Below are 24899 nucleotides of genomic sequence, written 5' to 3'. Positions count from 1 at the left end.
GCCAAAAATAGAAACGACCCTATCAAGCCAAAAAGAACCTGAAGCCTTTCACAGCTCCAGGTTCTTTTTGCTAGTTCAAGTTGTTTTTCGCTTTGACGGTGACCGTTTCGATCTTCTGATACGGCCTGCTCTCCAATAGCTCGCCTGTTAAAGAGTGATAAATATTCACCTTCACAAAGATCGCGATCTGATACGTTTGACTTTGACCGGAGCTTGTCTTCAGGTTTTTGACGATTTTGTTTTGCTTCCCGTTCAGAATACTGGTTCCTTTACCCGCAACGATTTCTCTCAGCAAGTCCGCATCCCCATCGGAATCGCCAATCGCATATCTCGCTGCAGCCAGCTCCAGATCCTTCTCTGCTCGGAACGAATACCCGATCTCCACTTGAACAGCCCTGTTTTCCAAAGCTGCTGTACCGTTGTTCACTCTAACGTAAAGGTTGGGCAAATCATCATAATCCGGGTCACCCCCACCGCCGCCGCTTCCCGGTTTGGGCACTTCTATGATCGCCGTTTTTACGGTGGGAATCCCCAAATGGATGTCGCCATTCAGCGGATTTACCGCCTTTACAGCAACCGGCGTATCCACGTATTTGCCGTTCACTTTTACGTAATCGACCAAAAACTCTCCTCTTGCCTTCCCCTTGTCGTTCTTGTCGAAAGCCACCGGGAAAGACTGCCACTCGCCCGTCCCTACTCTGTAAAACCATTGCGTATGCTCGTCAACGGTATCCATGACAGGGGTGACAATGACTTTTGCGCTGTCCGGCAGCGTCAAGCCCTGGCTCAGTTCAAAATCAGGCGGAACGATAGGTTGTCCCAATGACACCTCGCGAACGACAATTTCATTTTCATCCGGTGTCCCATCCGGTTGGGCATAGTTTCCATCGCGGTTAAAGTCCTGAAACATCCCGACGACAAGCGTGGTCGGACCGGAGGGATTCAAGGGAATGCCGGTCGCCTTGTTGCCCAGATTAAAAGGAACCCACGGGGAGGATGCGCCCACCTCCGAAAGGTCGACACCGGGCATCCAGAAAAACTTCACGTCTTCCATGACCAGCGTTGTCGGCTCTGCCTTCAAGCTGCCCTTTTGATTCAATGGCGAACCCTCTCGCTCCAGTGTCGCTGCAAATGCCGTTACGGGATTCAGCAGCAAGGTATTGCTCACAGGATCGGCCGATTTGCCGCTGGCGTTTTTCGCCTCTGCCTGGACAGGCGTCGGCCCCACTCTCAGCACTTCGCCGATTTCCTCGCCGCTTTTCTTGCGAGCCGCTTCCACTTCAAATGTATAGGTGACCTTTTGTCGCCCATCTCCCAAAGAAGACGGCTTTGCTTCATACAGCGCTGAGGCGGGGAGCTCAGCACCGCCAACCTTGACTGTCAGCTTCATCGGGAACGACTCTGGAAAATCGATGACTTCCGCCGTTACAACCGCTTTTTCCGGATACATCGCATCCCAGCCATTGTTCGCAGCAAGGTCGAGGACTGGCTTGCTCGTTACCGTAATCTCACTTGAGGAGGAGAATTTGCCGTCCGGTGTTCTGGCGGTAATGACCGCACGCCCTGGCTTCACCCCCGTGACGATGCCGTTGGAGGAGACTGTAGCGACCTTGCTGTCAGCAGACGTCCAGATCACGCTTTGATCGGCGTTGTCAGGCGTAATTCTGGCCTTCAAGCCGACCGTCTCCCCTACGAGGATCGAGGCTTTTTCCGGGGTGACCTTCAGTCCTGTCACTGGCGGAATATTCGTATCCACCTGCAGTGTCAAATTGTTGAAGAAACGGCTGTTGACCGCGTTTCCTTCCCGGTACGTCAGCTGCGAGTCGGACAGCAGGTACGTGCCGGTCCTGGTCGGCTTCACGGTTATGCCAAACGAAACGGGCGCAGCCTGATACACATCCCCTTTGCGCTCGTAGGTGATGTCCGGAAGCTTCAGCGTCAGCGTCCCATTGTCGCTTCGCTTGCTCCACGACTTATCGATGCTCTCGATTGGCACCTCCGCAGGGAACGGCTCGGTCAGCGTAACGTCCGTGACGGCGAATGTCTCCGGCAGCGGACCATAGCCCGCAAAATTAGCGATTACCCTGTTGTTGACTACAGACAACCCAAAAGTGGCAAAGGCGTTGACCGTGACCGAATCGCGGCCCTTCAGCATATCGGCGAGCTGGCTTTCGTCTACCAGGGGAATGGTGATTTCCTTGACTCCCGAGCGGATCAAATCTTTCAGCGTGTCCAAAATGTCATCCTGCTTTGCGCTCGGTTCCGCAGTGAGCTGTTGGTTGACAGACACTTCGCCGCTATAGCCCGATCTCATCACACTGAGAAAATGGCTTTTTCCTCTTCCACCCAAAGCAAGTCCGCCGTTGTTCGAATTCCCCTTTCCGTTCACCTTCACTTTGTCCAGTTCATAACCGATGTCATAGCCTTTTGAGTAGACAAACGGCTGATTCAGCAAAAAGAACGGACGAATCCCCGTTGCTCTGCCGGCGGGTTTGTCGGCCAATCCCTCAGTCGAAAAGGACTTGGGCGTGACCGTGTAGCGGATTACACTCGTTTCCCCCAGCTTGATCGCCGATTTGGACAGGGAACGGGCGAGGTCCACCGATGTGAGCGGCGTATGGACCGTCACCTCGTATGTGCGTTTCGTCTTTCCGTCCTGCGCCGTGACGACGATCGTGACCTTGGTCGCACCCGGCTTGACCGGGATCACCTTGGGGGTGCCGCTCTGATGACCCTCTCCGTTTACGGTCATGCTCGCCCTGCTGTCTTCGAGCGTGGGGGTGATCGCAACAGTTTGGACATGGCTGTTCAAATGAACGTCATAGCTGCCTTGCGACCTGTCAAAGCCGGGCTCAAGCGGGACCAGTGTCTCCCCTTTTACCGTCAGATTTTGCAGGTAGGCGTTGTCGCTTGGCTGCGGGGCGAGCTGAAAGTCCAGTATAGCGGTGTCTCCTGCCTCAAAGTTTTCAATCAGCTTGAGCTGCGGGATGTACCCGTCCTTGGCCGCTTCCACAGAGACCAGACCTGCGGGGACATCCTGGAGGATGTACTCGCCTTTCGCATTCGTCACTGCCGAAACAATTCCCCCGGCAGATACGACAGCACCCGCGAGCGGCTTGGGAGGCGAGCCCGAATCCGTAACCTTGCCTTTGATCGTACCGGTGTGCTTGTACTCTCCGAGATTGATCAGCAGCTTGACAAAATCGATGGCTGCGCCGTCTCCGTACGGATTTCGCGTCGTCTTGTCATCGAGAAGGATGGTCAGGCTTCCGTCCTTCAAGAGCGGCAGGTATTCATCCGGAATTTGGACGCTGATCAGCTTTCCGATCGGCCCATGCTGGTTGAGCGAGTTGATAACGTTCTCCAGAAACGGCGCCCGGACGCCGTTCAGCTCGGCTGTATATTTGACCCGCCCCGGATACTTCCGCGGCTGATAGTCATTGATGAACATCTGGAGAATGGCCCCTTCGATCGGGGTGTTTTTCGTGTCAAAGGTTACCTTGATGGGAACGACCGGATTGGCTGTCTTGCTGTAATTGTTTCGGGTATAGCCGTCCGCCACATGATCATTGGCATCATTTTTGGGGTTCCGCAAATCCGGATATTGAAAGGAGCTGATCACCATCAGCTGGTCCGTTCCTGCCGGATCGGTCGGCTGGTGAGTTACTTTCGGATATGGGGCCCCTGTGCTTTTTCCCGAAAATGGATCGTAGCCGTTCGGCCAGCCTCCGCCCAGATTGTCGATATCCCCGACCCGGACCATCAGATCGGCCTCTGTCGTATCGTACTTTACGGCATACGGCTTGGACCAATCCCCGTTTAACGGATCGTTCGTGCGATTTACCGCCGACGCAGCCATAGCAGGACTGCTTGTCCATTCCAGCGAAAAACCGGTAAAGCAGATCAGAAATGCGAGGCACATCAAAAACAGTCGATGCAGACTCCGCTTCATGAAAACGGCTCACCTCTTTCCTTTATTTGCGTTCGAGCTATGCAGTGTCTTTGAAGGGAAGACATCTAACATTCCTAATTATGGTACTATTTTACCATGAATAAAGACTCAGATGACTAGATGGTTTTTGTAGCATCTGTTACACATTTTTTTGCAGCCTGCGATCCCATTAGCTGTCATATCCACACCATAATCTTCATACTGTCAGAGCATGGCCCTCTTTTCCTTCGTACCCTTCTCCAGCTTCGATAAACCAAAAATAATAGACCGTCGCGATGTCCCGGACCTCACTGCCACAAAATCACACTTGATTTTAAAGGAAAAACCCATATACTTGAACCATAACATAATCTCATAGCAATTATCCTCATCAGACACGATGAGGATAGAGGTCGCGGCTTTTATATTATTCTGTACGAGATCCAGAGAAGATTGATGACTCCAGAAGAAGGAAAAGCTGCCGAAGTCTGCCGTGTATTCTCTGTACACACAGGCTGGGGCTGTACCCGACAAGGGACAGAACTGTCACGTTTGCCAGCCGAGCAAGCGTGGTGTGCTATCTTCCGTGAAGGCTTGGTGGGGATTGGATCATACCGCCCTTTTGCCGTTTTTGGCTTGTGGTGGTATTTTTATTTCCGGCCTTCCTTCCCGCAAATCAAGAGAAAGGTCGTGTTTTTATTTTATGTCTTCCAATCAATTGCAACGCGGATTGAAAGCCCGTCACTTGACGATGATCGCCATCGGCGGATCGATCGGTACCGGACTTTTCCTGGCGAGCGGCGGCTCCATTCACTCTGCCGGTCCGGGCGGTGCTTTGGTTGCCTATATAGCGATCAGCCTGATGGTCTTTTTCCTGATGACGAGCCTCGGTGAGATGGCGGCGTTCATGCCGGTATCCGGCTCCTTCAGCACTTATGCGTCCAAATTTGTCGATCCGTCCCTCGGCTTCGCGCTCGGATGGAATTACTGGTACAACTGGGCGATCACGATTGCCGTCGAGCTTTCAGCCGGTGCGCTCATCATGAAATACTGGTTCCCGGACACGCCGTCCATTCTCTGGAGCGCGCTTTTCCTCGTCCTTATGTTTGGCTTAAATATGTTATCAGTAAAAGGATACGGCGAATCCGAATATTGGTTTTCCTTGATCAAAGTAAGTACGGTCATCATCTTTATCATCGTCGGCGTATTGATGATTTTTGGCATTATGGGCGGCGAAGCAGTCGGCTTCCACAACTTTACCAAGGGAGATGCGCCGTTCAGCGGCGGCTTTATGGCGATGCTCGGCGTCTTCATGATCGCCGGCTTTTCCTTCCAGGGAACCGAGCTGGTCGGGATTGCCGCAGGCGAGAGCGAGGACCCGGCCCGCAACATTCCGAAAGCCATCAAGCAAATCTTTTGGCGCATCCTGCTGTTCTATATTTTTGCGATCTTCGTCATCGGGATGCTGATCCCGTACGACAATCCGAATCTCATAAACAGCGACATTACGGACATTGCAGTCAGCCCGTTCACGCTGGTGTTTGAAAAAGCGGGGTTTGCCTTTGCCGCTTCTGTCATGAACGCCGTCATTTTGACATCCGTCCTCTCGGCGGGCAACTCCGGGATGTACGCGTCTACGCGGATGCTGTATGTTCTCGCCAAAGAAGGAAGAGCTCCCAAGCTTTTTGCCAAAGTGAACAGCCGTGGCGTGCCGACCAACGCCCTCCTGCTGACAACGCTTATCGGGATGTTTGCCTTTCTGTCCTCGCTGTTCGGGGATGGCACCGTCTACGTCTGGCTCTTGAATGCTTCCGGGATGTCCGGCTTTATCGCCTGGCTCGGGATTGCGGTGAGCCACTACCGCTTCCGCAAGGCTTATCTGGCACAAGGCTACGATCTGAAGCAACTGCCTTACCGGGCGAAATGGTTCCCGTTTGGACCGATCCTCGCCTTCATCATCTGCCTCATCGTCGTGCTTGGCCAAAACTACACCGCCTTTACCGGCGAGACGATCGACTGGGGCGGCGCACTTGTATCGTACATCGGCCTGCCGCTCTTCATCCTCGTCTGGCTGGGCTACAAATACACGAAAAAAACCAAGGTCGTTCCGCTGCACAAAGTGGATTTGACCAACGAGCAATCATAAGCGGCGGCTCTCCTGCTCTCCTGCAATGATGTGCTCACCATCCAACAGGCAAGGCCGGGATCAGCTCCCGGCCTTTTTCCATGCACGCCAATCTTATTTGGCAGAAACCTTTTGGACAAAACGTCCCATCCGCTCCAGCGCCTTTTGCAGCTGTTCCAGCGAAGTCGCATAGGAGCAGCGAATATGGCCCTTGCCGCAGTCGCCAAACACATCACCCGGCACCACTGCCACCTTTTCCTCCATCAGCAGGCGTTCGGCAAATTCGGCTGCCTCCAGGCCCGTAGAGCGAATGGAAGGAAACGCGTAGAAGGCTCCCTCCGGCTCATGGCAGGCCAGGCCGATGTCCTGAAACCCTTGAACGACGAAATTGCGGCGCTGACGGTAGCTCTCCACCATCCGCTCCATGTCTGCCTGTCCGTGACGCAGCGCTTCCAAGGCAGCCATTTGAGCCATTACCGGCGCGCACAGCATCGTGTACTGATGGATTTTCAGCATCCCCGCAAGCAGGTCGGGAGAAGCGCAGACATAGCCGAGCCGCCATCCCGTCATCGCAAATGCCTTGGAAAAGCCGGAAATCAAGATCGTCCGGTCCTTCATCCCCGGCAGAGCCGCGATGCTGTCGTGCATTCTTCCATAGGTCAGCTCGGCGTAAATCTCGTCGGAGATGACCAGCAGATCGTGCTTTTCAATCACCGGAAGCAGCTTGCTCCACTCCTCGGCAGTCATCGTGCTGCCCGTCGGGTTGTTCGGGTAGCAGAAGATAATCGCTTTGGTCCGCGGGCTGATGTGGGCTTCCAGCTCCTCCGGCGTCAGCTTGAATTGCTGCTCAGCGTTCGTCCGCAGGAAGACAGGCTCCCCGCCAGCCAGCCGGATAACCGGCTCGTATGATACGTAGCAGGGCTCGACCACCAGCACCTCGTCGCCCGGGTCGATGATGGCGCGCAGCGCGATGTCAATCGCTTCACTGGCCCCGACAGTGATCAGCATTTCTGTCTCCGGATGATACGAAACAAAGAAGCGCTCCTCCAGGTATTTGTGAATTTCTTTTCTGAGCTCCAACAGCCCGGCATTGGACGTGTAGGCCGTATAGCCCCGCTCCAGCGATGAGATGCATGCTTCCCGGACACGCCAAGGAGTGACAAAGTCCGGCTCCCCTACGCCGAGCGAGATGACGCCCTCCATCGAAGCCGCCAGATCAAAGAAGCGGCGGATGCCGGACGGCTTGAGCGAAGCAACAGTTTGCGACAGGCGGTTTCGTAACACAGTGTGCTGACTCATGGGGTGACCACCATCCTGCGGTCCTCATCCCGGTCCTCAAACTGGATGCCGTCATGCTTGTATCTTTTCAAAATAAAGTGCGTCGCTGTCGATACGACCGAATCCATCGTCGCCAGCTTCTGCGAAACGAATGCAGCCACTTCCCGCATCGTTTTGCCCTCCAGCACGACAGACAAATCGTAGCTGGCTCCGGACATCAGGTAGACAGCCTGGACCTCAGGAAAGCGACAGATGCGATCCGCCACCTCGTCAAAGCCGACATCGCGCTTCGGCGTTACCTTGACATCGATCATAGCCGTGACGTACGGATGGTCCTCGACCAGCTCCCAGTTGATCAGCGCCGGGTATTTCACGATCACTTTTTCGTTTTCCAGCGCGGCGATTGCCTCTTCCACCTCCGCCTGCGATACTCCCATCAATCTGGCGATCTGTTCGGCGCTGCGACGGCTGTCCTCTTCCAGGAGCCGCAGCAGCTCGCGTTGCTTCTGTCGATCCATTTCCTTTCCACTCCATTCCATTCATGTTGTGTGCCCGTGAATAAAAAACGCCCCGGCAACCGACCCGGCTTTATCCGGATTGTCGGTTGCTGAGGCGATCTGTTCGCGGTACCACTCAGCTTTCTGTTTTCCTCACGAAAAACAGACTCATGAAGTCTTCCATAGACTTGCGACTGATAACGGAGTCCTGTCCGCTGCTTTCTACTGAACGGTTCAAAAGCAGAGCTCCAAGGCGGCTTCAAAGAGAGGTGACGGCCGCCTTCACAGCATTCAGGCAGGCTCTCTGGGCGTCAGTGCCCTCTTTTACTCTTCCTTTTCCAAGCGATATGTGGTGTTCATCTTTGCATTTCGGGAATGTCTCAGATTATAAAAAGTTCTCGGGCTGTTGTCAACAAAGGGTTGCCTGGGAGTCTCTTCCATCCCCCTTCACATCCCTTTGTTTATAAGCATTGAACAAGCTTCCGTTTTTTTCAACAATGCATAGGGCCAACCAAAAATCGCTTGCAGTGAATTGTTGCTGGACGTGGGACAAATCCGGCGCATATGCAACAAAAAACCAAATCAGCAACTGATTTGGCTCTCATGAACTATGAAAAATATCTTTTTATGAGCTTCCCTGGGAAAGCAAAATATTGGCGTACCAGGTGGAATGCCGCTGCTCATCCTCTGCTGCCCGCTGAAAAGCCCTTCTGATGCGGGGATCGGTAGCTCGCTCAACGATATCCCGATAAGAATCGACCGCCTCCAGCTCGTCGCGGATGGCCAGCTCTACGCCTCGTTGAAATGACTCGGGCGCCGGGACAGGCTCACGCAAAAGCTGCGGTTCTCGACCGGTCAACCGAGAATACAGCTGCGAAAAGTTTTGCAGATGCTTGAGCCGTTCGTCCTTGATGATCGTAATCAAAACTTTCACATTTTCCGTAGGGGCTAGTTCTGCCAGGCGCGTGTAGAAATTTCCAGCCCGCTCCTCCCGATGGACTGCCTGCAGGATTTCCGCAGCCAGCGAGCGATCTGTTGTATCAACAGCCCTGCGTCTTCCGCCATCCTGGACAGGCAAGGGCCAATGAACATAGTTGACGGGGTATCCGTACATGCCTTCTACCTCCAGACGGTATAGGTGTTTATACCATAGCTTATGTCGCGCCCAAGAGGTGGTGCGCCCAACTATGCTCTCGCGAAAGGATTGCGTTCCCTACGCTTCCGCCCCCTTTAGCCATCCTGTCCGCTGCGTCCCTTCCAAGAGCCAGTCAGTTGTTTTGAACAGCAAGCAAGTAATGTTCAAAATCCCGCGTCGGCAGAGGCTTGCTGAACAAATAGCCCTGACCTTGATCACACCCGTTCTCGCTTAGCGCCGCTACCTGATCGAGCAGCTCGACACCTTCGGCGATGACGTTGAGATTGAGGCTTTCCGCAATCGTCACGATGGCTTTCACAATCGCCTGGCTTTCCTGATTTTGATGGATATCCTGAATAAATGAAGCATCGATTTTAATCGTATCGATTGGCAAATGTTTAATATAACTAAAAGAATTATAGCCTGTTCCGAAATCATCAATGGAAATTTGAACGCCTGATTCGCGTATCGCATGCAAAATGGTGATGGCTTCTTCCAATTTGACCAGTACACTTTCCGTGATCTCCAGCTCCAGCCACTGCGGATCAAGACCTGTTTCCTGAAGGATGGCTTCGATCACCTCGACCAGATTTTTCTGGTGAAGCTGGCGGGCCGACAGGTTTACCGATACTTTTAGCGGAGGAAATCCTTCCTCCTGCCAGCGTTTATTTTGCTGACAGGCACGGCGCAAAATCCATTCGCCCAGCTCGATAATCATACCCGTTTCTTCAGCGATCGGGATAAAGCGGTTGGGCGGAATCACACCCAGTTCAGGATGAATCCAGCGCACGAGCGCCTCCATCCCGGTCAGCTTCCCTGTAGACAAGTCTTTTTTCGGCTGGTAATAGATTTCAAAATGCTCCTGCGCTATCGCTTTGCGCAGTTCATTTTCCATCAGAATTCGCTCCAGCGTCTTAACCTCCATCGTCGGATCGAAGAACTCGTACCCATTTCGTCCCCTCGATTTCACTACGTAGAGAGCAGTGTCCGAGCGCTTCAGGAGATCATCCGTCTGTTCCCCGTCTTCCGGGAACATGGCGATCCCGATGCTCATGGACAAGGTAAAGCTCTGACCGGCTACCTCCAGAGGCTTGCGCAGCTCGCTTTGCAGTCGAAAGACAATCCCTTCCACCTCATCGCGCCCCGTGATATTGGGCAGGACAATCGTGAACTCGTCACCGCCCAGGCGGGCCACCATGTCATGCTTGCGTGTACAGCTTTTCAGCCGTTTCGACGCCTCCAGCAAAATCAAATCGCCGACGTCGTGCCCCCATGTGTCATTGATGTCCTTCAATCGATCCAAATCCAGGAACAGCACTGCGAGCTTGGAGCCGACCCGTTTGGCTTGGTTCAGCTCCTTGCTGAGATACTGCACAAACAGTCTGCGATTTGGCAAGTCAGTCAACGTATCATGGTAAGCCAGGTGATGAATCGTCTGTTCCGACTTCTTTCTCTCCGTAATTTCACGGCAAACCAAAACCAGTTTTCTTACATTTCCTGACTCGCTCATTACGGGAGTGATCGTCGTTTCGACCCAGATACATTTCTGCTCGAGCGTGCGGAGGCGGTATTCAATCTGCCTGCTCTTTCGGGCCGAAAACGTATGTTGAATGGCTTCGACCATAATCTCGCGGTCTTCTTCTTCGATCCAGGCGAGCAGATTGTTGACCCCGACATTACGGATATCGTAGCCGAGCACCGTTTCATGCGAGGGGGACAGGTATAGAAAATTTCCTTCCCGATCAATCACGGAGATCATGTCAGTCGTATTCTCCGTGATCAGCCGGTACTTTTCCTCACTCTGTCGGACTTCCTCCTCCATTTTTTTGCGTGCGGTAATGTCGTTTCGAATGGAGACGTACTGATACGGTTTGCCCTCTTCATCCAGAAACGGAACAATCGTCGTATCTACCCAGTAGAACGAGCCGTCCTTGGCCCGATTTTGAATCTCTCCGCGCCAGATCTCACCCGATCCGATGGTTGCCCACATGTCTTTGAAAAATTCCTTGGGGTGAAAACCCGCGTTCAGGATGCGATGATCCTGGCCGATCAATTCCTCCCGCAAATAACCGGAAATCTTGCAAAATTGATCATTCGCGTGAAGAATCGTTCCCCGGCGATCTGTAATCGCAACGATCGAGGACTGGTCGAGAGCGTACTTCACATCGGCAAGCTCTCGCTCCACCTCTTTTAGTTTGTCGGTTTGTTCCCGTGAAAGCTCCTTTGGCTCCCCCTGTTTCACAGAAAATGCGTCCGTACTCATGTTTTATCACCGATTCTTTTTATTGGATGCGCCAGCGCAAAAACGAATGCTCCGGCGGGTATACAAGAGCAAATTATTGAGATGCTTCATTTTACCTTACCATATCTATACAGGTTGACAACCAAATCGGAGGTAAGTTACGAAAAGTGTACGAATTGACAAAAGTTATTATCGTCATACCTCTCTCTTCAGCAGCTCCATTTTGACAACGCCGGAATTGGCATACAAGGCATGACCCGCCTCTTCTCTCCTTGTTTCATTAGAGCTTCAATCCAAATTCTTCTGACAGCCCGCTGATGCCTGCAGCCGTCACGCGAACAGCCCGCCCATCCGGAAGTCGCTCGATCCAGCCCAGCTCAAACAGCCGTTTGGTCAGCGAAGCCCCCAAGCTTCCTGCTACGTGATGGCGGCGTTCACTCCAGTCCAGGCATTGACGGGCAAAATGGCGGCGGCTTTTTGGGGGAGGATCGACCTCAACCCCCAGGGCCTGCAGCTTTGCTTTGCCTTCTGCACTCAACAGAAAGTCCTTTCCCGACTCCTGGATCAACCCCAATTCGAGAAGCCTGTCCGTCAAGGCCACGCCGATCTTGCCCGCGAGGTGATCGTAGCAAGTGCGTGCGTATTGCAAGGCCTTCATCTGGTCCGATTCCCGCAGCGAGCGTACCGGTTTCGGCACGGCAATTGCTTGCAAGGCTTCCAGTGCATGCGCCACCTCGGGATTGGCGAGCCGGTAATAACGATGGCGCCCATAAGACTCCTGGCTCAGAAGACCGCCTTCTACCAGCTTGGCAAGATGAGAGCTGGCTGTCTGCGGAGTAATTCGGGCTATGCGGGCCAATTCGCTGGCAGGCAATGCTTTTCCCCCGATCAGACTGATCAGGATCGCTACACGGGACGGTTCTCCGATCAGCGAAGCGACTTCGACAATATCCGGACTTGAATTCACTTCTGCACTCCTCCTTCACATTGCATGCACACTTCGACATGAACCGAAGCGATTTTATACTATTCTAAAAGCAAGCTGCAGAGACATCCGCATCCTGCATTCATAGTTCGATAGTAATCAAAATGTAAAATCAATACAATACTGAAAAAATCGTTGCCTGATTTATCCAGAAAATGGAAAAGCTGTTCTTTATCTCACCGGTTCCGGTCAGGCATCACAGTTTGAACTGATCACGGTCCGGGAGCAAATCTGCACCGTAAAATAAAATACACCTCCTAAAGCAGCATTGGATTTCATTTGCGATCTCCAATGCCTGCTTTAAGAGGCGCGCTTTCATAGCTGCAAGGCAGGTTCCTATTACTATCTTTGAGGTTCGCGATTTCTGTTTCTGCCCATTAAGCCTGCAAGACCAGCCAGGCCCAGCAAACCAATCCAGCCCCAGTCCGTATCATTGTCGGCAGCGGCTGTTCTGTACGTGCCCTGGTTTACATTATTGACGCCCGCATTACCGGGCCCACCTGCTCCGGTCATATTCCCGGGAGCATTGGTTCCCCCTACATTCCCTGTGCCTCCGGTTTCCGCGTTAGCGGTCAGTCCCATAGTTGCTGCCAGGACCAAAGCCAGTGCCAAAACGTTCATCTTTTTAAACATGAAGAGCCCCCCAAACTTTTTGTTGACTTGCTATTAGCCATATTTTCCATTGGAGGGGAAAAATATTCACTCCGCGACTGTCCGCTTCTGCTGAAGAATGCAATCAACCTGATGCGCAGAATCCAGTTTTTCTTGCTGTCGTTCCTCGGACTGTTTATGTAAATTCAGGCAAGGTTCATATGACTCCTATTTTATGGTATTATTACATCTGATTAAAAAAATTTTGATGGGAGGCTTTCTGTCCCTTGAATAATCGCTCGATCAATTTTTACATCATTGCCGTGTTGATCCTGTTGACGTGTGCCATACCGACCATTGCCAAAACTTTTATCGACGTGCACCCACTGCGCTATCTGTTTGTCGTGATATTCGTTATTGGCATAATCGTCGGATACTTGCGCTATCTGATGAAGCTGAAAAAAGAGAGCATGCAAAATAAGAGCAAATGGCTGCGATACGGGTTTGTGCTTCTCTTTGTCTTAGCCTACATGGCAATAAGGTATGGAGTACGGACTGTTGTCAGTTACGAGGTTTCCGGCGATGACTACGGCATCGTCATGGCTTTCTTTATTCTAGGCCTGTTTATTTCTTATTATGGTCTGAATCTGGTGCAGTTGTGGAAAGCAAAGAAGCAATAGGTCTCTCTTGAACGACAAGTTTTAAAAACCTAAGGGAGCTATGTTCATGTGAAAAATATGTCAATCCTGTTTGACAATGTCCTTAGCTCTCCTGCTGATTTCAGGCTGTGCTCCCGATGCTGGTGAACCTTTCAATCAGGCAACCATCCAAAACCCACTCAACGACTACCTCCATCAGGTTGATCAAACGGAGCGGGAAATTGAATTCAAACGCGTACAGACACATGCATTCACGTAAAAATCCGGGGATATCTACGCAGATATTCGCTACTCCTGCGGTGCAAAGCTTTGTGACCACGCATTGGTCCAGATTAAAAACGATGAACAGAAGGTTATCCACTTGCATTCCGGCAGCATTTTTCAGAGACATATTTTTTCCCCCGACGGCAACTATGTAGCTGTCCTATTGGGGAGAAATGAAGGGACGGAGGTTGTCAGAAACAGTGTCATGGTGATTCGCACAGAGCCATTTACCTTGGCAGAATTTCAAAGCAAAAACGAATTGGCCAGCATGTTGACTGCACCGGAGTTTACAATCCCGATCATTTCGCTGGATTGGGCAAATGACACAACGTTGAAAACCGAGATACCCGGCACAGCAGATTACACATTTGAAACGTTGGCAACATGGAATCAGCATAGAAGCAAGACGATGGATGTTAGGTTGACAGTCAAGTAACGGAATGGATGTTGATGTATATTTCTCTCCATGTAAAAACGCCTCTCTCGAATTGAGAAAAGGCGTTTTTATTGCTTCTTGGAGCGATGTGAATATTTCGTGTTCACTGACGCGGCCTCCGGTGTTTCCAGATATTGGGGAGAAACTTCATCAAAAGCTGCAAAACGAACGGTCAGGATAAAGAAATCGAAATGTGCCAGGGCACGATACTCTCATACGAAAACTAAGCAATTCAAAAGAAATGAGAACACAATCTGTGTGCTAGTATATTACACATAGTAATTTACTGACCATGACATCTAAAAAAGGAGGTTGAAAGCAGTGACAACCCCATCGAGCAAGAGGAGAACCGACACTGCTTCGAGAATCATCAAGGCATCCCCAAGCAAAATCTATGAGGCCCTCGTGGACCCGGTGGCTCTGATTTCGTGGCTGCCCCCAAAGGGGATGAGTGGCCAAATCTTAAAGTTTGAGGCTCGTGTCGGTGGATCTTATCAAATGTCTCTAACCTATCTCGATAAAGACCATTCAACCCGTGGTAAAACCTCGGAACATGCCGATGTCGTCAATGGTAAATTTTTAGAGCTTACCCCAGATGAGCGAATTGTACAAGCAGTAATTTTTCAGTCCGACGACCCCCAATTTTCAGGGGAGATGATCATGACATGGACTTTAGCAGCCGTTCCAGAAGGCACTGCTGTTACCATTCAATGTGAGAACGTACCTGAAGGTATTCGAAAGGAAGATCACGACGTTGGTTTAAGATCTAGCCTGGAGAACCTCGCCGAATACATTGAATAATTTACTCAAGAAATACATCATTCATGCAGACGAGAACGACCGTTTAACGGGACAAACGGCATTCTAGGACGTCATTCTTACTCCTAGCTGCCGCTCTTTTTTGTCCAGTCATCGCTTAACGTCGTCCCCGATCAGGTTCGAGGCCGGCTCATCGTCCTGGCGTTAATAAATGCCGCCGGGACTTCCCGAGGGCCGTTGATGGATTACATGACAGTGTGAGTAATCACATTTGATTCACCTTCGTTCTTTCCACCTGTAATGACAACCTACACCGTGCGGGCGACTTTCATCGCACACAGCGTTCTATCAACGGATCAGAAGACAATGTACAACGGGCAAAACAAAGCATACAACAGCATGGAATCCGCGTCTGCTATCGAAGGTTGACTGCCTACCCGTTCAGGGAAAAAGGGAGCCGAAACAGCAGCTCCCCATGAAAAAACGCCTCCCCCCATTTGAGAAAAGGCGTTTTTATTACCTCTTGCAGAGATGCATTTACTTTGGATACCTTGACGTATTACTTCTCCCGCTACCTCACAATCTCTTCCTTCTTCCCAAAAAACGTCCGCAGCGCTTTGTATACCTCGCCTTTTTCCCTGATCACGCAATGCATGAACTTCGGGTCCTTGATGTGCCGATAAGCGGACATCAAAGTGGAGTGCCTGTTGTATTGATTGACCTCCCCATACCCGAACATATTGCACCGCTCCATCAATTCCTTGACCAGCTTGACGCAGCGTTCATTGTCTGAAGTCAGGTTGTCGCCGTCGGAAAAGTGAAACGGATATATGTTGTACTGTGAGGGCGGGTAGCGGCTGTCGATGATTTCCAGCGCCTTTCTGTAGGCCGACGAACAAATCGTTCCCCCGCTTTCGCCCTTGGAGAAAAACACTTCTTCCGGCACTTCCTTGGCATCTGTATGATGGGCGATAAAAGCAATGTCCACCTTCTCGTACTTGGTCCGCAGAAAGCGAACCATCCAGAAAAAGAAGCTGCGGGCGATGTACTTTTCAAAAACCCCCATACTTCCCGACGTATCCATCATCGCAATGATCACAGCATTGGAGTGCGGCTTGATGATCTCCTCCCACGTTTTGAATCGCAGGTCGTCGTCGCTGATCCCCAGCTCCATGTCGCTGTACCCGGCCAGCGCATTGCGACGAATCGCCGCGATCAATGTCCGCTTTTTGTCAATATTGCCCATCAAGCCTTTTTTGCGAACGTCGTTAAACCGCGTCTCTTCGATCACGATCTGGTCTTCGTCCTTGCGCTGGAGATTCGGCAGCTCCAGCTCCGAAAAGAGCATTTCCTCAAGCTCTTCCACGGTGATTTCCGCTTCGAAATAGTCGACGCCCGGCTGGTCGCCGGCGCCCTGGCCCTTCCCGGCCCCTTGGGCGTGATCGCCGTCCTTGGCAATGACATCCCCTACTCTGGTGTCCCCTTTTCCTTGCCCGGCATGCTTTCCTTTTTGGAAGTTGTACCGCAGCCGGTATTCATCCAGAGAGCGAATCGGAATTTTAATCACGTCACGCCCGTTTGACATGATGATATTTTCTTCGCTGACCAGGTCAGGCAAGTTCTTCTTGATCGCTTCCTTCACCTTTTCCTGGTGGCGGGTTTGGTCCTGGTACCCTTTGCGGTGCAGCGACCAGTCTTCCCTGGAGACGACAAACGGTACCGAATCCTCCATAGGGTCCCCTCCTACTGGCGCAGCTGCGCCGAATTACTTCATCGTCAAGCCAGATCCAAAAGTGCCCTTTGGGTGCCCCCTTTTACCTATTCAGCAGACTGCCTACATATCGCAGCAGCTCGTTGGCACAAACAGGGCAATAGTGATGCTCATCGATCAACCTTCGGGTTACTTCATTGATCTTTTTCAATTGATGTTCATCCGGCGTTTTGTTGGAGGTCGTAATTTTGACGACGTCCTTCAAATCGGTAAACAGCTTTTTCTCGATCGCTTCGCGGAGCCGGTCATGCGTGCTGTAGTCAAATCGCTTTCCTTTGCGGGCGTACGCGGAAATCCGGATCAAAATTTCTTCACGGAATGCCCGCTTCGCATTTTCCGAGATGCCGATCTGCTCTTCAATGGAACGCATCAAGCGCTCATCCGGGTCCATCTCCTCGCCGGTGACCGGGTCGCGGAGCTTATTCATGTTGGCGTAGGCTTCCACATTGTCGAGGTAATTGTCCATCAGCGTTTTGGCGGACTCCTCGTAGCTGTAGACGAACGCCTTCTGAACCTCTTTTTTGGCCAATTCGTCGTATTCCTTGCGAGCCATGGAAATAAAGTTGAGATAACGCTCCCGCTGCTCCTTGGTGATGGACGGATGCTGGTCAAAGCCTTCCTTCAACGCGCGCAGAATATCGAGCGCGTTGATGCACTCCGTATCCCGTCGGATCAGCGCGCTGGAGATACGGTTGATCACGTAGCGGGGATCGATGCCCGACATCCCTTCGTCAGCATGCTCGTTTCTCAGTTCGTCCAGATCGGAACCCTTGAAGCCCTCCACCGACTCGCCATCGTAGAGACGCATCTTTTTCAGCAGATCGGCTCCTTGTTTCTTTGACTCCTTCAGGCGGGTCAAAATGGAGAAGGTTGCCGCCGACCGCAGCGCGTGCGGAGCGATATGCACGTGTCCCAGATCAGACTGCTTGATCAGCTTTGCATATATTTTTTCCTCGTCGCTCACCCGCAAATTGTAGGGGATCGGCATGACGATGATGCGGGATTGCAGCGCTTCGTTCTTTTTATTGGCAATAAAAGCTTTGTACTCTGACTCGTTCGTATGCGCGACGATTAGCTCATCGGCAGAAATCAAGGCAAAGCGTCCAGCCTTGAAATTGCCTTCCTGTGTGAGCGAGAGCAGGTGCCAAAGAAATTTTTCATCGCACTTCAGCATTTCCTGGAATTCCATAAGGCCCCGGTTGGCCTTGTTCAGCTCGCCATCGAAGCGGTAGGCGCGGGGGTCCGATTCCGAGCCGTATTTCGTGATGGTGGAAAAATCGATGCTTCCCGTCAAATCAGCAATATCCTGAGACTTGGGGTCAGATGGACTGAAGGTTCCGATCCCGACACGCTCCGCCTCCGAGAAAAAGATTCGCCTGACGGGGAAGTCTTCAATACGCCCTCCGAACTCGGTTTCCAGACGCATGCGATTATAAGGAGTCAATTCCCCTTCGATCTTGATCCCCAGCTCTTCCTCAATTTCCGGTCTCAATTCATGCGGAATCAGATGGAGCGGCTCTTCCTGCATCGGGCATCCGTCCAGTGCATAAACGGCTCCCTCATCTGTCCGGGAATACTCCTCCAATCCCTTTTTGAGCATCGTCACAATCGTCGATTTCCCGCCGCTGACCGGGCCCATCAATAGCAAAATCCGCTTGCGTACATCCAATCGGCGGGCGGCAGAGTGAAAATATTCCTCCACCAATCGTTCAATCGCGCGATCCAGACCAAAAATCTCCCGACTAAAAAAACGATAGGAGCGGCTATCGTCCTCGTTTTCCTCTACGCCGGCACTCTTGATCATATTATAGACGCGTGAGTGAGCAGTCTGGGCAATCTGCGGATTTTTACGAACCAGTTCCAGATATTCAGCAAATGTGCCTTTCCACATCATCTTTTCTTCTCGGGCCCGATGCTCGGCGATGCGCTTTAAAATGTCCATGCTCGTCTCTCCTCCCTCTTAAGCCCTCTCTCTTCGCGAACGACCATGTACTTTCATGTATATGTCCGCCAGCGGCCACGCATTCTTATCGAAGCTGCTCTCAACCAAAGACACGACATTTTTGCTGTCTTTTCCTATCTGTATGCGCGAAGACGACACATGTTTCAGCGAACTTGATGATCGGATAAGCGTTTTGGCATGGGCCTGTATCGCTGCCCGTTCCCTCTGGAAAACGGCGCCAAAAAATTCATCAGAATGACAGAAAGCGCTCTCCGTATTTCCCTTGCAAACAGGGAAGGCTAGGTTATAATGGGAGTAGTTTGGTAACGAAAGGAGCAGTCCAACATGGGTACGTTTATCGTAGGATTGGTCTTTGCCGCATTTCTGTTTTTCATTCTGACGGCAGGATATAACGAAGACAAGACCTGGAATCTGTAAGGCCAAGCTTAATTGAGGCTTTCCTTTTCACATCGCTCCCAGGAAAAAAACAGGCTGCCTTTGACAGGCATCCTGTTTTTTTTTTTTTGATCGCGAAACTTGGATAGGTCAAGCTTTTCGCCGAAGCCTTCGCTCCCTTATCCTTTTGATCGAAACAAAGGAGCCATCGAAACACGATGACTCCATTCCCCAAGACCCACTACGAGGGTTGTTACACCTGATTCTGTTGCTGAGCTGCTTGTTTTGGTGCTTGTTTTGGTGCTTGTTTTTCCTGTTGCCTTGCTTCTTGCTTCGCCTTTTGCTTTGCCTCTTTGCTCGCTTGCTTCTCTGCTTGTTTCTCAGCCTTTTTTTCGGCTTTATTCGCTGCTTTCATTTCGGCCTTTTTCGCTTTGATCGCTTCCTTCAGCTCTTTTGCTGTTTTTCCAGTTGCATCGGTCCCCAGCTGAGCCGCCTTTTCCTGCAGCTTGGCAATATGCTCTGCCTGTTTGGCTTGACGCTGCTGTTTGGTTTCGGCCTTTTTGGCCTGGATCATCTGTTTGATTTCCTTCGGAGTCTGGCCAGCAGATGTTTCTACCCCCGCTTTTCCGGCCTTTTCCACAAGCTTGGCCAGCTGCTGCTCGTGCTTTTCCGCTTGTTTTGCCTTTACGGCTGCCTTCACTTCTTTAGCCGTCTTTCCATCGAGCTGTATGCCCCACTTTTGGGCCTTTTCCTTGAGCTTGGCCAATTTCTCCGCGTTCAATTCCGCACGCTTCGCTTTGTAGGCCTCTTTCATTTGCTCGACTGTCATGTTCGTGGTATCAATGCCCCATTTTTCTGCGAGCGCTTTGATTTTGTCCAGATGCTGCTGGCGCGCTTCAGCCTTTGCCTGTTTCCCGGTGTTTGCAGGTTTGCTCGCTTTTGCATGAGCTGCCTTGTCCACGGATGGCACTTCCGCTGCGTTGACAACGGATACGCCTCCCAAAAGCAGGCTCAATGACAAAATGGAAGACACACATTTTTTCATCAAAACCCTCTCCTTCACTCTTGCCATCTCCAGATTTCCTGGTGCAGGAATAGAGTAGCCAAGAACTATGTGAAAATGATGGGATAACAATGAAAGATTGTGGCTTGTCTGCTGCAGCAGCAATATACGCAATCTGAGCATGCGCTTCTCCTACGGCGTACGTCGCTGGGTGAAAACCGTACGTGTGTCTCTCGGATTTTCTCGCCATGCGATCTGAACATGCGTCCCTTCCGACCTACGTCGCCGGCGCAATCTGAACGTGCTCCAATTCTGAGTTAAATTGCGGCGCAGTATGGCGGTGGTCCAACCACCACAAAAAGAGCAGGCACCTGGTACCTGCTCAATCTTTCAGTATAAATCGCTGCCTTCAGCATTACTTGGCAAACAGGCCTGTCCGCTCCGTGATCGCCGTATAAAGCTCCTCGAGCGTTCCCTGTTGATCGACTGGATATTGCGGCTCTCCGCGATCCTCCAGCCAATTTGTCACGAGGAACGTCTTCATCCCCACTTTGCTGGCGACCATATCTTCCTGCATGTGGTTGCCGACCATGACGCATTCCTCAGGCTTGACTCCCAGCTTGCTGCAGATCTCCTGGAAGTAGCCCGGATTCGGCTTGGTAAAATGGGACTCCTCGTAGACTGTGACCAGCTCAAAATCGTCCGGAGACAGTTCAATCCAGGCCAACCGGCTATGAATGGCATCACGCGGAAAAACCGGATTCGTGGCGACAGCTACACGATACCCTTGCTCTTTTGCCGCTTCAATAATTTTTTTCGCCCAAGGGGACGGATGCGTCAGATGGGAGAGCGATGGGAACACTTCTTGATAAAACTTGTCGAACAGCGGCCACAGCTCTTCCTTTGACCAAGGGCTGTGCTCTGCAAAGTATTCGATGAAGACTTGCTCATTCGTTTTTTCGGGGTCCTGGTTCATGATCATCGTTTTGGTCGCTTCCCAAATGATCCCGAGCAGCGCCTGACTATCGTAGTTATCCCCCATATACTGCCCCAGTTCCTTCAGGTATCCTTTTACGAACGGGTCCGTCCTCATTTCCAGCAGTGTTCCATCGAGGTCAAATAGGATCGTTGTCGTGTTCATGTACGTTCTCTCCCTTGTTTGGATGATTGTCAGGCTACGGGTCATGCTCGTTATTTGAGTCCGGGGAAGCCCAGCTGTCTGAGCCCTTCAAACAGGACAATGGCAGCGCAATTGGACAAATTGACGGATCGGGTGGCGCCGCTCATCGGAATGCGAATCGTCTGTTCCCGGTATCGGTCTGTCAACTCCTCCGGAAGACCGGTTGTTTCCTTGCCCAAAATGATATAATCGCCATCACGGAAGGAAACCTCCGTGTAAAGCTTTTCTCCCCACGTTTCCACGAAGTAAAACGTACCGGCGTTTTCCCCCTGCTCGCGGACGAAATGGTCGAAATCATCGTAGTGATGCACCTGTACCGCGTGCCAGTAATCAAGACCTGCCCGCTTTAAATAGCGGTCGTCTGTGGAAAAGCCGAGCGGATGAATCAAGTGCAAATGCGCACCCGTAGCAGCACAGGAACGGGCAATATTTCCCGTGTTGGCAGGGATGAGCGGCTCATGAAGGACGATGTGTAACGGCATAATCAAAAATCTCCTTGGTTACCGGACTTTCAAACATCCTCTATTATACATAAACAGACATAGGGAAGGCCACCCGTTTGCCCCGTTGGAATGGCTTTGTAACAGGCTCCGCGTTTAACACTGATTCGCTTCATCCGTTTTGTATCGTATCGCCTTTTTCATAAAACAAGTTTTTCTTATCATCCCTTTTTCATAAAATCCGCTATTCATCTCATCCTCTTAGGAGATCATCTTCTTATCGGATCATTCCTATCCAGCAGGTTCTGAAGGAGGAAATCCGCCCACTCTTGCAATCGCAATAACCTTCACTTTCCAACAAGCGTGTAACGAACATTGCTTTTGAAGACGCCACTTCCTGTAACAAATCAGAGGTGTCCTGCATCAAAAAGAAAACGGGTATCGCACCGAAAGGGAGTGGCCTTGCAAATGCGTTTGTTTCGTTTCCTTGCCTTTATCGTCAGTCTGCTTTTTCTCCTTGCTGTATTTTGGATCAAGTGGCCGCAATTTTCTTTTTTCCGCACGCCTGAAGCCCTGAGTATGATTTCCGGATATTTGGCATTCCTGCTGATCAGCCTCACTTTGCTGCTCGGTCCAATCAAACAGTGGCTTGCGCGCTTTGCCCCCCAGCTTTTGTTGCTCCGAAGAGACTTGGGCATTATCGGCGGCGTGTGTGCACTGGTCCACGTCGCACTCGTCCTGTTTATTTTCGAAAAAGGGCCTCAGCTGCATTTTTTGCAAAGCGATATAACCGCAAAAGGGTGGCTCGGTCTTTTCTTCCTGGACGCCAGTGTCTACGGCGGCGGACTGTCTCCCAATTTTACTTTTACCGGCATAGCCAACTACATGGGTCTGATTGCTTTTATCCTCCTGTTCTGTCTCTGGATTACGTCTTCCCGCTATGCAGAGAAGCTGCTTGGCGGCTCCAGCTGGAAACGCATCCACATGAGCAATTTCCTGTTATTTGTCCTGGTCGTGTTTCACGCCCTCATCTATGTGAATTCGATAAAAGGCGAACCGCATACTCCGGGCGATTTTTTGTGGATAGCCGGAATTGTCGTCGCCATTCGTCTCATTGCCTTTGTAAAAACCGTCTTCTTGCGCCGGACAAAATGAATAAGGCCTCTCGCACAGAGAGGCCCTGTCTTGTTTATGGATAGCCAACAGACTCCGCATCCGATCACGTTCCACGGATGCGAAAAAAAGCGTACCGGATTTGCGGGGTATAGGCCGTCGAATCGCGGTAGTCCCAGTAACGCAGGCGGCTGTTGGTTGTATTTGCATTGACCAGAGGCATGTTGTTCGCGTCTTTTGCCACGACGATGGTATTGTGCTGGAATCGTCCGTCGCCGTTAAAATCATAGCAGATGATATCTCCCGGCTCCAACTGCTCGACAGAGGGCACTGCCACTGCCCGCATCGGCGGCCGGCCAGACTTTAAGAGCAAATATAAACTATGTGCCACCGTCCAGCTGTAGCTCCAGTTGGCACCTTTTCCGCTGCCCCGCATCCACCAGCCCTTCCCCTGTTCCCGGGAAAAAAGCATCGGAATCCCGCCTGCATGCAAGCATTGCGAGATAAAGTTCGTACAGTTATCAGTAAAGAGCGGATAGGCAGGATTGGCTGTATTCCAGTATCTCTCCGCATACGCGATAGCCCGACCCGAATTGTATCCTCCTGCTCCGTGCACGAAAAGAGTAGGGAGGAGATTATCCTCGGGTTCTTCTAGAGTTGACAGCGTTTCTTTCGTTTCGTCAGACAAGGCTCCGTCACCTTTGATTTCTTCGATATGATCGACATGCCATCCTCCGTCTGCGCGGTTCAGGATGACACGCAAAATTCTCTCTGCTTCCTCTACTCTGCTCTCTCCCTTTAATGTATACCATCGCTGGACGTTCCAGCTCATGCAAAGCTGAATTTCTCTGCCCTTTTCCATCCAGAAGAGGGGGATGGCACGCCCGTGAACAGCGGTAGTAACCGCCCCTCTCTCCTGAAGCTGATCTTCCCAGCGCTGCCACTGTCTCCAAAAGAGCGATTCCCGTATTTTCCCTTCTTTCCAAAACGGCCAGATGCGTTCGTAACCCTGATCAACTCCGTAGCGGTGAACGTCATCCAGATAGTCCTTTAGAAACTGCTGCCATTCTTCTTGATTCACAGCCGCCGCTGAATCCTGCCGGTTCACCAATGCACTTCCTCCCCTCTTTCTAGTCTGTCCTGCCGGGCTCCTGTGCGTCCTGTCAGGCTCCTGTGTCTCCTGCCGGGCTCCTGGGTGTTCTGTAAAGCTACTGTGTGTCCTGTCAGGTAGCCTGTATCTCTCGTCAGGCGTCTGTTGTCTCTTCAGGCTCAGGCTCCAATGCGTCTTGTCACAAACCTGTACGTCCTGCCACATACCTTTTATTTCATGCATGCCTTCCATGCTGATAAAATATGATCCGACACATTGATTCAGAAGAAAAAGATACCAGCAGGAGCCCTCCTCCGCGGCTGTTTTTGGAACAGCCGGAAAGCCGAGTCACACTTGGATCTTTCTATTCTCGATGTTCCAGATGCTCGCAAAACCAATAAAAAAGCTATCCGGACTAGCGGATAGCTTTTGCTGATTCGATGGAAGGAGCGGGGTTTCCTGCTCCTTCCAAAGCTAATAGTTGCTCTTTAATGGATAAGCCGCCTCCGTAACCGACAAGCGCTCCATTTGAACCGATTACCCGATGGCAAGGAACGATGATCGGAATCGGGTTGCGGTTATTCGCCCCGCCAATCGCCCGGACCGCTTTTGCCTGCCCGATGGCCAAAGCGATCTCCTTGTACGATCTTGTTTCCCCATACCCGATCCGGGTAAGCTCATTCCACACAGCTTTTTGAAATGGGGTCCCGAACAGTAGAATCGGAACGTCAAACCGCGTCCGCTTTCCGGCAAAATACTCTTCCAGCTCAGTTTGCACAGCCTGATTCAATGCAGCATCTTTCTCCAGATTTGCGCCGAGAAAGGTTTTGCGAGCCCACCGCTGCAGCAGAGGAAGCGCGGATTCCTCGTCTCCAAATTCAATATAGCACAGCCCTTCCTTTGTAGAAGCTAATAACAACGGTCCGATCGGTGAGTCCATGGTGGTGTAACCTATCGTTTGTCCCACTTTATCATTCCTCCCTTGCCGTTTTTTCTTCTCCTGTAAACGTGTGCTAACTGATCTCTTCCGTTTTTTCCCGGGAAACAGTCCCTTTCCGCAGA

The 24899-nt window shown here is 51.4% G+C and carries 20 protein-coding genes, 1 riboswitch and 1 other annotated feature; of the genes, 5 read left to right on the top strand and 15 right to left on the bottom strand.

The annotated features are described in order from the left end of the window. Positions 1-70: 70 nt before the first annotated feature. Entirely contained in the window at positions 71-3952 is a 3882-nt protein-coding gene (locus EDM54_RS13655) for a cadherin-like beta sandwich domain-containing protein (RefSeq protein ID WP_122958343.1), read from the bottom strand. Between the two features lie 378 nt (positions 3953-4330). Beyond that, a riboswitch (Lysine riboswitch) is annotated at positions 4331-4519 on the top strand. Between the two features lie 115 nt (positions 4520-4634). Between EDM54_RS13655 and EDM54_RS13650 the strand changes: the two genes are divergently transcribed. Then, a complete protein-coding gene (locus EDM54_RS13650) occupies positions 4635-6077 on the top strand; it encodes an amino acid permease (protein ID WP_003392184.1) in 1443 nt (480 codons plus the stop codon). Between the two features lie 93 nt (positions 6078-6170). Here EDM54_RS13650 and EDM54_RS13645 read toward each other — a convergent pair whose 3' ends face one another. From EDM54_RS13645 to EDM54_RS13620, 6 genes are all read right to left on the bottom strand, one after another. Next, the gene (locus EDM54_RS13645; protein ID WP_003392186.1) at positions 6171-7355 is read right to left on the bottom strand and encodes an aminotransferase; all 1185 of its coding nucleotides are present in this window, start codon (positions 7353-7355) and stop codon (positions 6171-6173) included. Further along, positions 7352-7852 carry an Lrp/AsnC family transcriptional regulator gene (locus tag EDM54_RS13640; protein WP_003392188.1) on the bottom strand — a complete coding sequence of 167 codons (501 nt, stop codon included), beginning with the start codon at positions 7850-7852 and terminating at the stop codon, positions 7352-7354. The genes EDM54_RS13645 and EDM54_RS13640 overlap by 4 nt, the downstream gene beginning before the upstream one ends. Positions 7853-7939: 87 nt before the next feature. Further along, positions 7940-8181, bottom strand: a binding site (T-box leader). A gap of 275 nt (positions 8182-8456) precedes the next feature. Continuing rightward, the gene (locus tag EDM54_RS13635) at positions 8457-8945 is read right to left on the bottom strand and encodes a ferritin family protein (RefSeq protein WP_003392191.1); all 489 of its coding nucleotides are present in this window, start codon (positions 8943-8945) and stop codon (positions 8457-8459) included. 154 nt (positions 8946-9099) lie between these two features. Then, positions 9100-11229, bottom strand: coding sequence for a sensor domain-containing protein (locus EDM54_RS13630; protein ID WP_031933501.1), 2130 nt, complete (start codon positions 11227-11229; stop codon positions 9100-9102). Positions 11230-11488: 259 nt separating this feature from the next. Then, on the bottom strand, positions 11489-12175 hold the full coding sequence (locus EDM54_RS13625; RefSeq protein ID WP_003392195.1) for an ArsR/SmtB family transcription factor: 687 nt from the start codon (positions 12173-12175) through the stop codon (positions 11489-11491). Positions 12176-12535: 360 nt separating this feature from the next. Next, complete coding sequence (locus EDM54_RS13620; protein ID WP_003392197.1) at positions 12536-12826, bottom strand: WGxxGxxG family protein; 291 nt, start codon at positions 12824-12826, stop codon at positions 12536-12538. Between the two features lie 245 nt (positions 12827-13071). Between EDM54_RS13620 and EDM54_RS13615 the strand changes: the two genes are divergently transcribed. Then, on the top strand, positions 13072-13464 hold the full coding sequence (locus EDM54_RS13615) for a hypothetical protein (protein WP_024985505.1): 393 nt from the start codon (positions 13072-13074) through the stop codon (positions 13462-13464). Between the two features lie 100 nt (positions 13465-13564). Here the strand turns inward: EDM54_RS13615 and EDM54_RS13610 are convergent, their stop codons facing one another. After that, positions 13565-13834, bottom strand: coding sequence for a hypothetical protein (locus tag EDM54_RS13610; RefSeq protein ID WP_122958342.1), 270 nt, complete (start codon positions 13832-13834; stop codon positions 13565-13567). A 36-nt stretch (positions 13835-13870) separates the two neighbouring features. On the opposite strand from EDM54_RS13610, the gene EDM54_RS13605 reads away from it, so the two are divergent. Both EDM54_RS13605 and EDM54_RS13600 read left to right on the top strand, forming a co-directional pair. Further along, positions 13871-14143, top strand: coding sequence for a hypothetical protein (locus tag EDM54_RS13605; protein WP_141334227.1), 273 nt, complete (start codon positions 13871-13873; stop codon positions 14141-14143). 321 nt (positions 14144-14464) lie between these two features. Next, positions 14465-14944 (top strand): SRPBCC family protein, encoded by a 480-nt coding sequence (locus EDM54_RS13600; RefSeq protein WP_024985504.1) that lies wholly within the window; start codon positions 14465-14467, stop codon positions 14942-14944. A gap of 529 nt (positions 14945-15473) precedes the next feature. On the opposite strand, the gene yhbH is transcribed toward EDM54_RS13600, so the two are convergent. From yhbH to trmL, 5 genes are all read right to left on the bottom strand, one after another. Beyond that, the gene (gene yhbH / locus EDM54_RS13595) at positions 15474-16634 is read right to left on the bottom strand and encodes a sporulation protein YhbH (protein WP_122958340.1); all 1161 of its coding nucleotides are present in this window, start codon (positions 16632-16634) and stop codon (positions 15474-15476) included. Between the two features lie 82 nt (positions 16635-16716). Then, on the bottom strand, positions 16717-18615 hold the full coding sequence (prkA, locus tag EDM54_RS13590) for an ATP-dependent protease PrkA (RefSeq protein WP_003392210.1): 1899 nt from the start codon (positions 18613-18615) through the stop codon (positions 16717-16719). A gap of 649 nt (positions 18616-19264) precedes the next feature. Continuing rightward, complete coding sequence (locus EDM54_RS13585) at positions 19265-20056, bottom strand: hypothetical protein (protein WP_003392212.1); 792 nt, start codon at positions 20054-20056, stop codon at positions 19265-19267. Between the two features lie 373 nt (positions 20057-20429). Further along, positions 20430-21155 carry an HAD family hydrolase gene (locus EDM54_RS13580; RefSeq protein ID WP_003392214.1) on the bottom strand — a complete coding sequence of 242 codons (726 nt, stop codon included), beginning with the start codon at positions 21153-21155 and terminating at the stop codon, positions 20430-20432. 50 nt (positions 21156-21205) lie between these two features. Beyond that, a complete protein-coding gene (gene trmL, locus EDM54_RS13575; RefSeq protein WP_003392216.1) occupies positions 21206-21676 on the bottom strand; it encodes a tRNA (uridine(34)/cytosine(34)/5-carboxymethylaminomethyluridine(34)-2'-O)-methyltransferase TrmL in 471 nt (156 codons plus the stop codon). A gap of 426 nt (positions 21677-22102) precedes the next feature. On the opposite strand from trmL, the gene EDM54_RS13570 reads away from it, so the two are divergent. Then, a complete protein-coding gene (locus tag EDM54_RS13570; protein ID WP_003392219.1) occupies positions 22103-22789 on the top strand; it encodes a ferric reductase-like transmembrane domain-containing protein in 687 nt (228 codons plus the stop codon). 64 nt (positions 22790-22853) lie between these two features. On the opposite strand, the gene EDM54_RS13565 is transcribed toward EDM54_RS13570, so the two are convergent. After that, positions 22854-23855 (bottom strand): amidase domain-containing protein, encoded by a 1002-nt coding sequence (locus EDM54_RS13565; protein WP_003392221.1) that lies wholly within the window; start codon positions 23853-23855, stop codon positions 22854-22856. Positions 23856-24252: 397 nt separating this feature from the next. Further along, a complete protein-coding gene (locus EDM54_RS13560; RefSeq protein ID WP_122958339.1) occupies positions 24253-24804 on the bottom strand; it encodes a methylated-DNA--[protein]-cysteine S-methyltransferase in 552 nt (183 codons plus the stop codon). Positions 24805-24899: the final 95 nt, after the last annotated feature.

The organism is Brevibacillus borstelensis (assembly GCF_003710865.1).
Lineage (GTDB): Bacteria > Bacillota > Bacilli > Brevibacillales > Brevibacillaceae > Brevibacillus > Brevibacillus borstelensis.
This window is presented reverse-complemented; position numbering and strand designations above follow the sequence as displayed.

What these genes read in the sequence shown, in the direction of transcription:
- EDM54_RS13635 (WP_003392191.1), bottom strand. Translation starts at nt 8,945, where the DNA reads ATGTACGGATACCCCGTCAACTATGTTCATTGGCCCTTGCCTGTCCAG.
- EDM54_RS13630 (WP_031933501.1), bottom strand. Translation starts at nt 11,229, where the DNA reads ATGAGTACGGACGCATTTTCTGTGAAACAGGGGGAGCCAAAGGAGCTT.
- trmL (WP_003392216.1), bottom strand. Translation starts at nt 21,676, where the DNA reads ATGCCGTTACACATCGTCCTTCATGAGCCGCTCATCCCTGCCAACACG.
- EDM54_RS13610 (WP_122958342.1), bottom strand. Translation starts at nt 13,834, where the DNA reads ATGTCTCTGAAAAATGCTGCCGGAATGCAAGTGGATAACCTTCTGTTC.
- EDM54_RS13650 (WP_003392184.1), top strand. Translation starts at nt 4,635, where the DNA reads ATGTCTTCCAATCAATTGCAACGCGGATTGAAAGCCCGTCACTTGACG.
- prkA (WP_003392210.1), bottom strand. Translation starts at nt 18,615, where the DNA reads ATGGACATTTTAAAGCGCATCGCCGAGCATCGGGCCCGAGAAGAAAAG.
- EDM54_RS13620 (WP_003392197.1), bottom strand. Translation starts at nt 12,826, where the DNA reads ATGTTTAAAAAGATGAACGTTTTGGCACTGGCTTTGGTCCTGGCAGCA.
- EDM54_RS13585 (WP_003392212.1), bottom strand. Translation starts at nt 20,056, where the DNA reads ATGAAAAAATGTGTGTCTTCCATTTTGTCATTGAGCCTGCTTTTGGGA.
- yhbH (WP_122958340.1), bottom strand. Translation starts at nt 16,634, where the DNA reads ATGGAGGATTCGGTACCGTTTGTCGTCTCCAGGGAAGACTGGTCGCTG.
- EDM54_RS13640 (WP_003392188.1), bottom strand. Translation starts at nt 7,852, where the DNA reads ATGGATCGACAGAAGCAACGCGAGCTGCTGCGGCTCCTGGAAGAGGAC.
- EDM54_RS13570 (WP_003392219.1), top strand. Translation starts at nt 22,103, where the DNA reads ATGCGTTTGTTTCGTTTCCTTGCCTTTATCGTCAGTCTGCTTTTTCTC.
- EDM54_RS13655 (WP_122958343.1), bottom strand. Translation starts at nt 3,952, where the DNA reads ATGAAGCGGAGTCTGCATCGACTGTTTTTGATGTGCCTCGCATTTCTG.
- EDM54_RS13580 (WP_003392214.1), bottom strand. Translation starts at nt 21,155, where the DNA reads ATGAACACGACAACGATCCTATTTGACCTCGATGGAACACTGCTGGAA.
- EDM54_RS13645 (WP_003392186.1), bottom strand. Translation starts at nt 7,355, where the DNA reads ATGAGTCAGCACACTGTGTTACGAAACCGCCTGTCGCAAACTGTTGCT.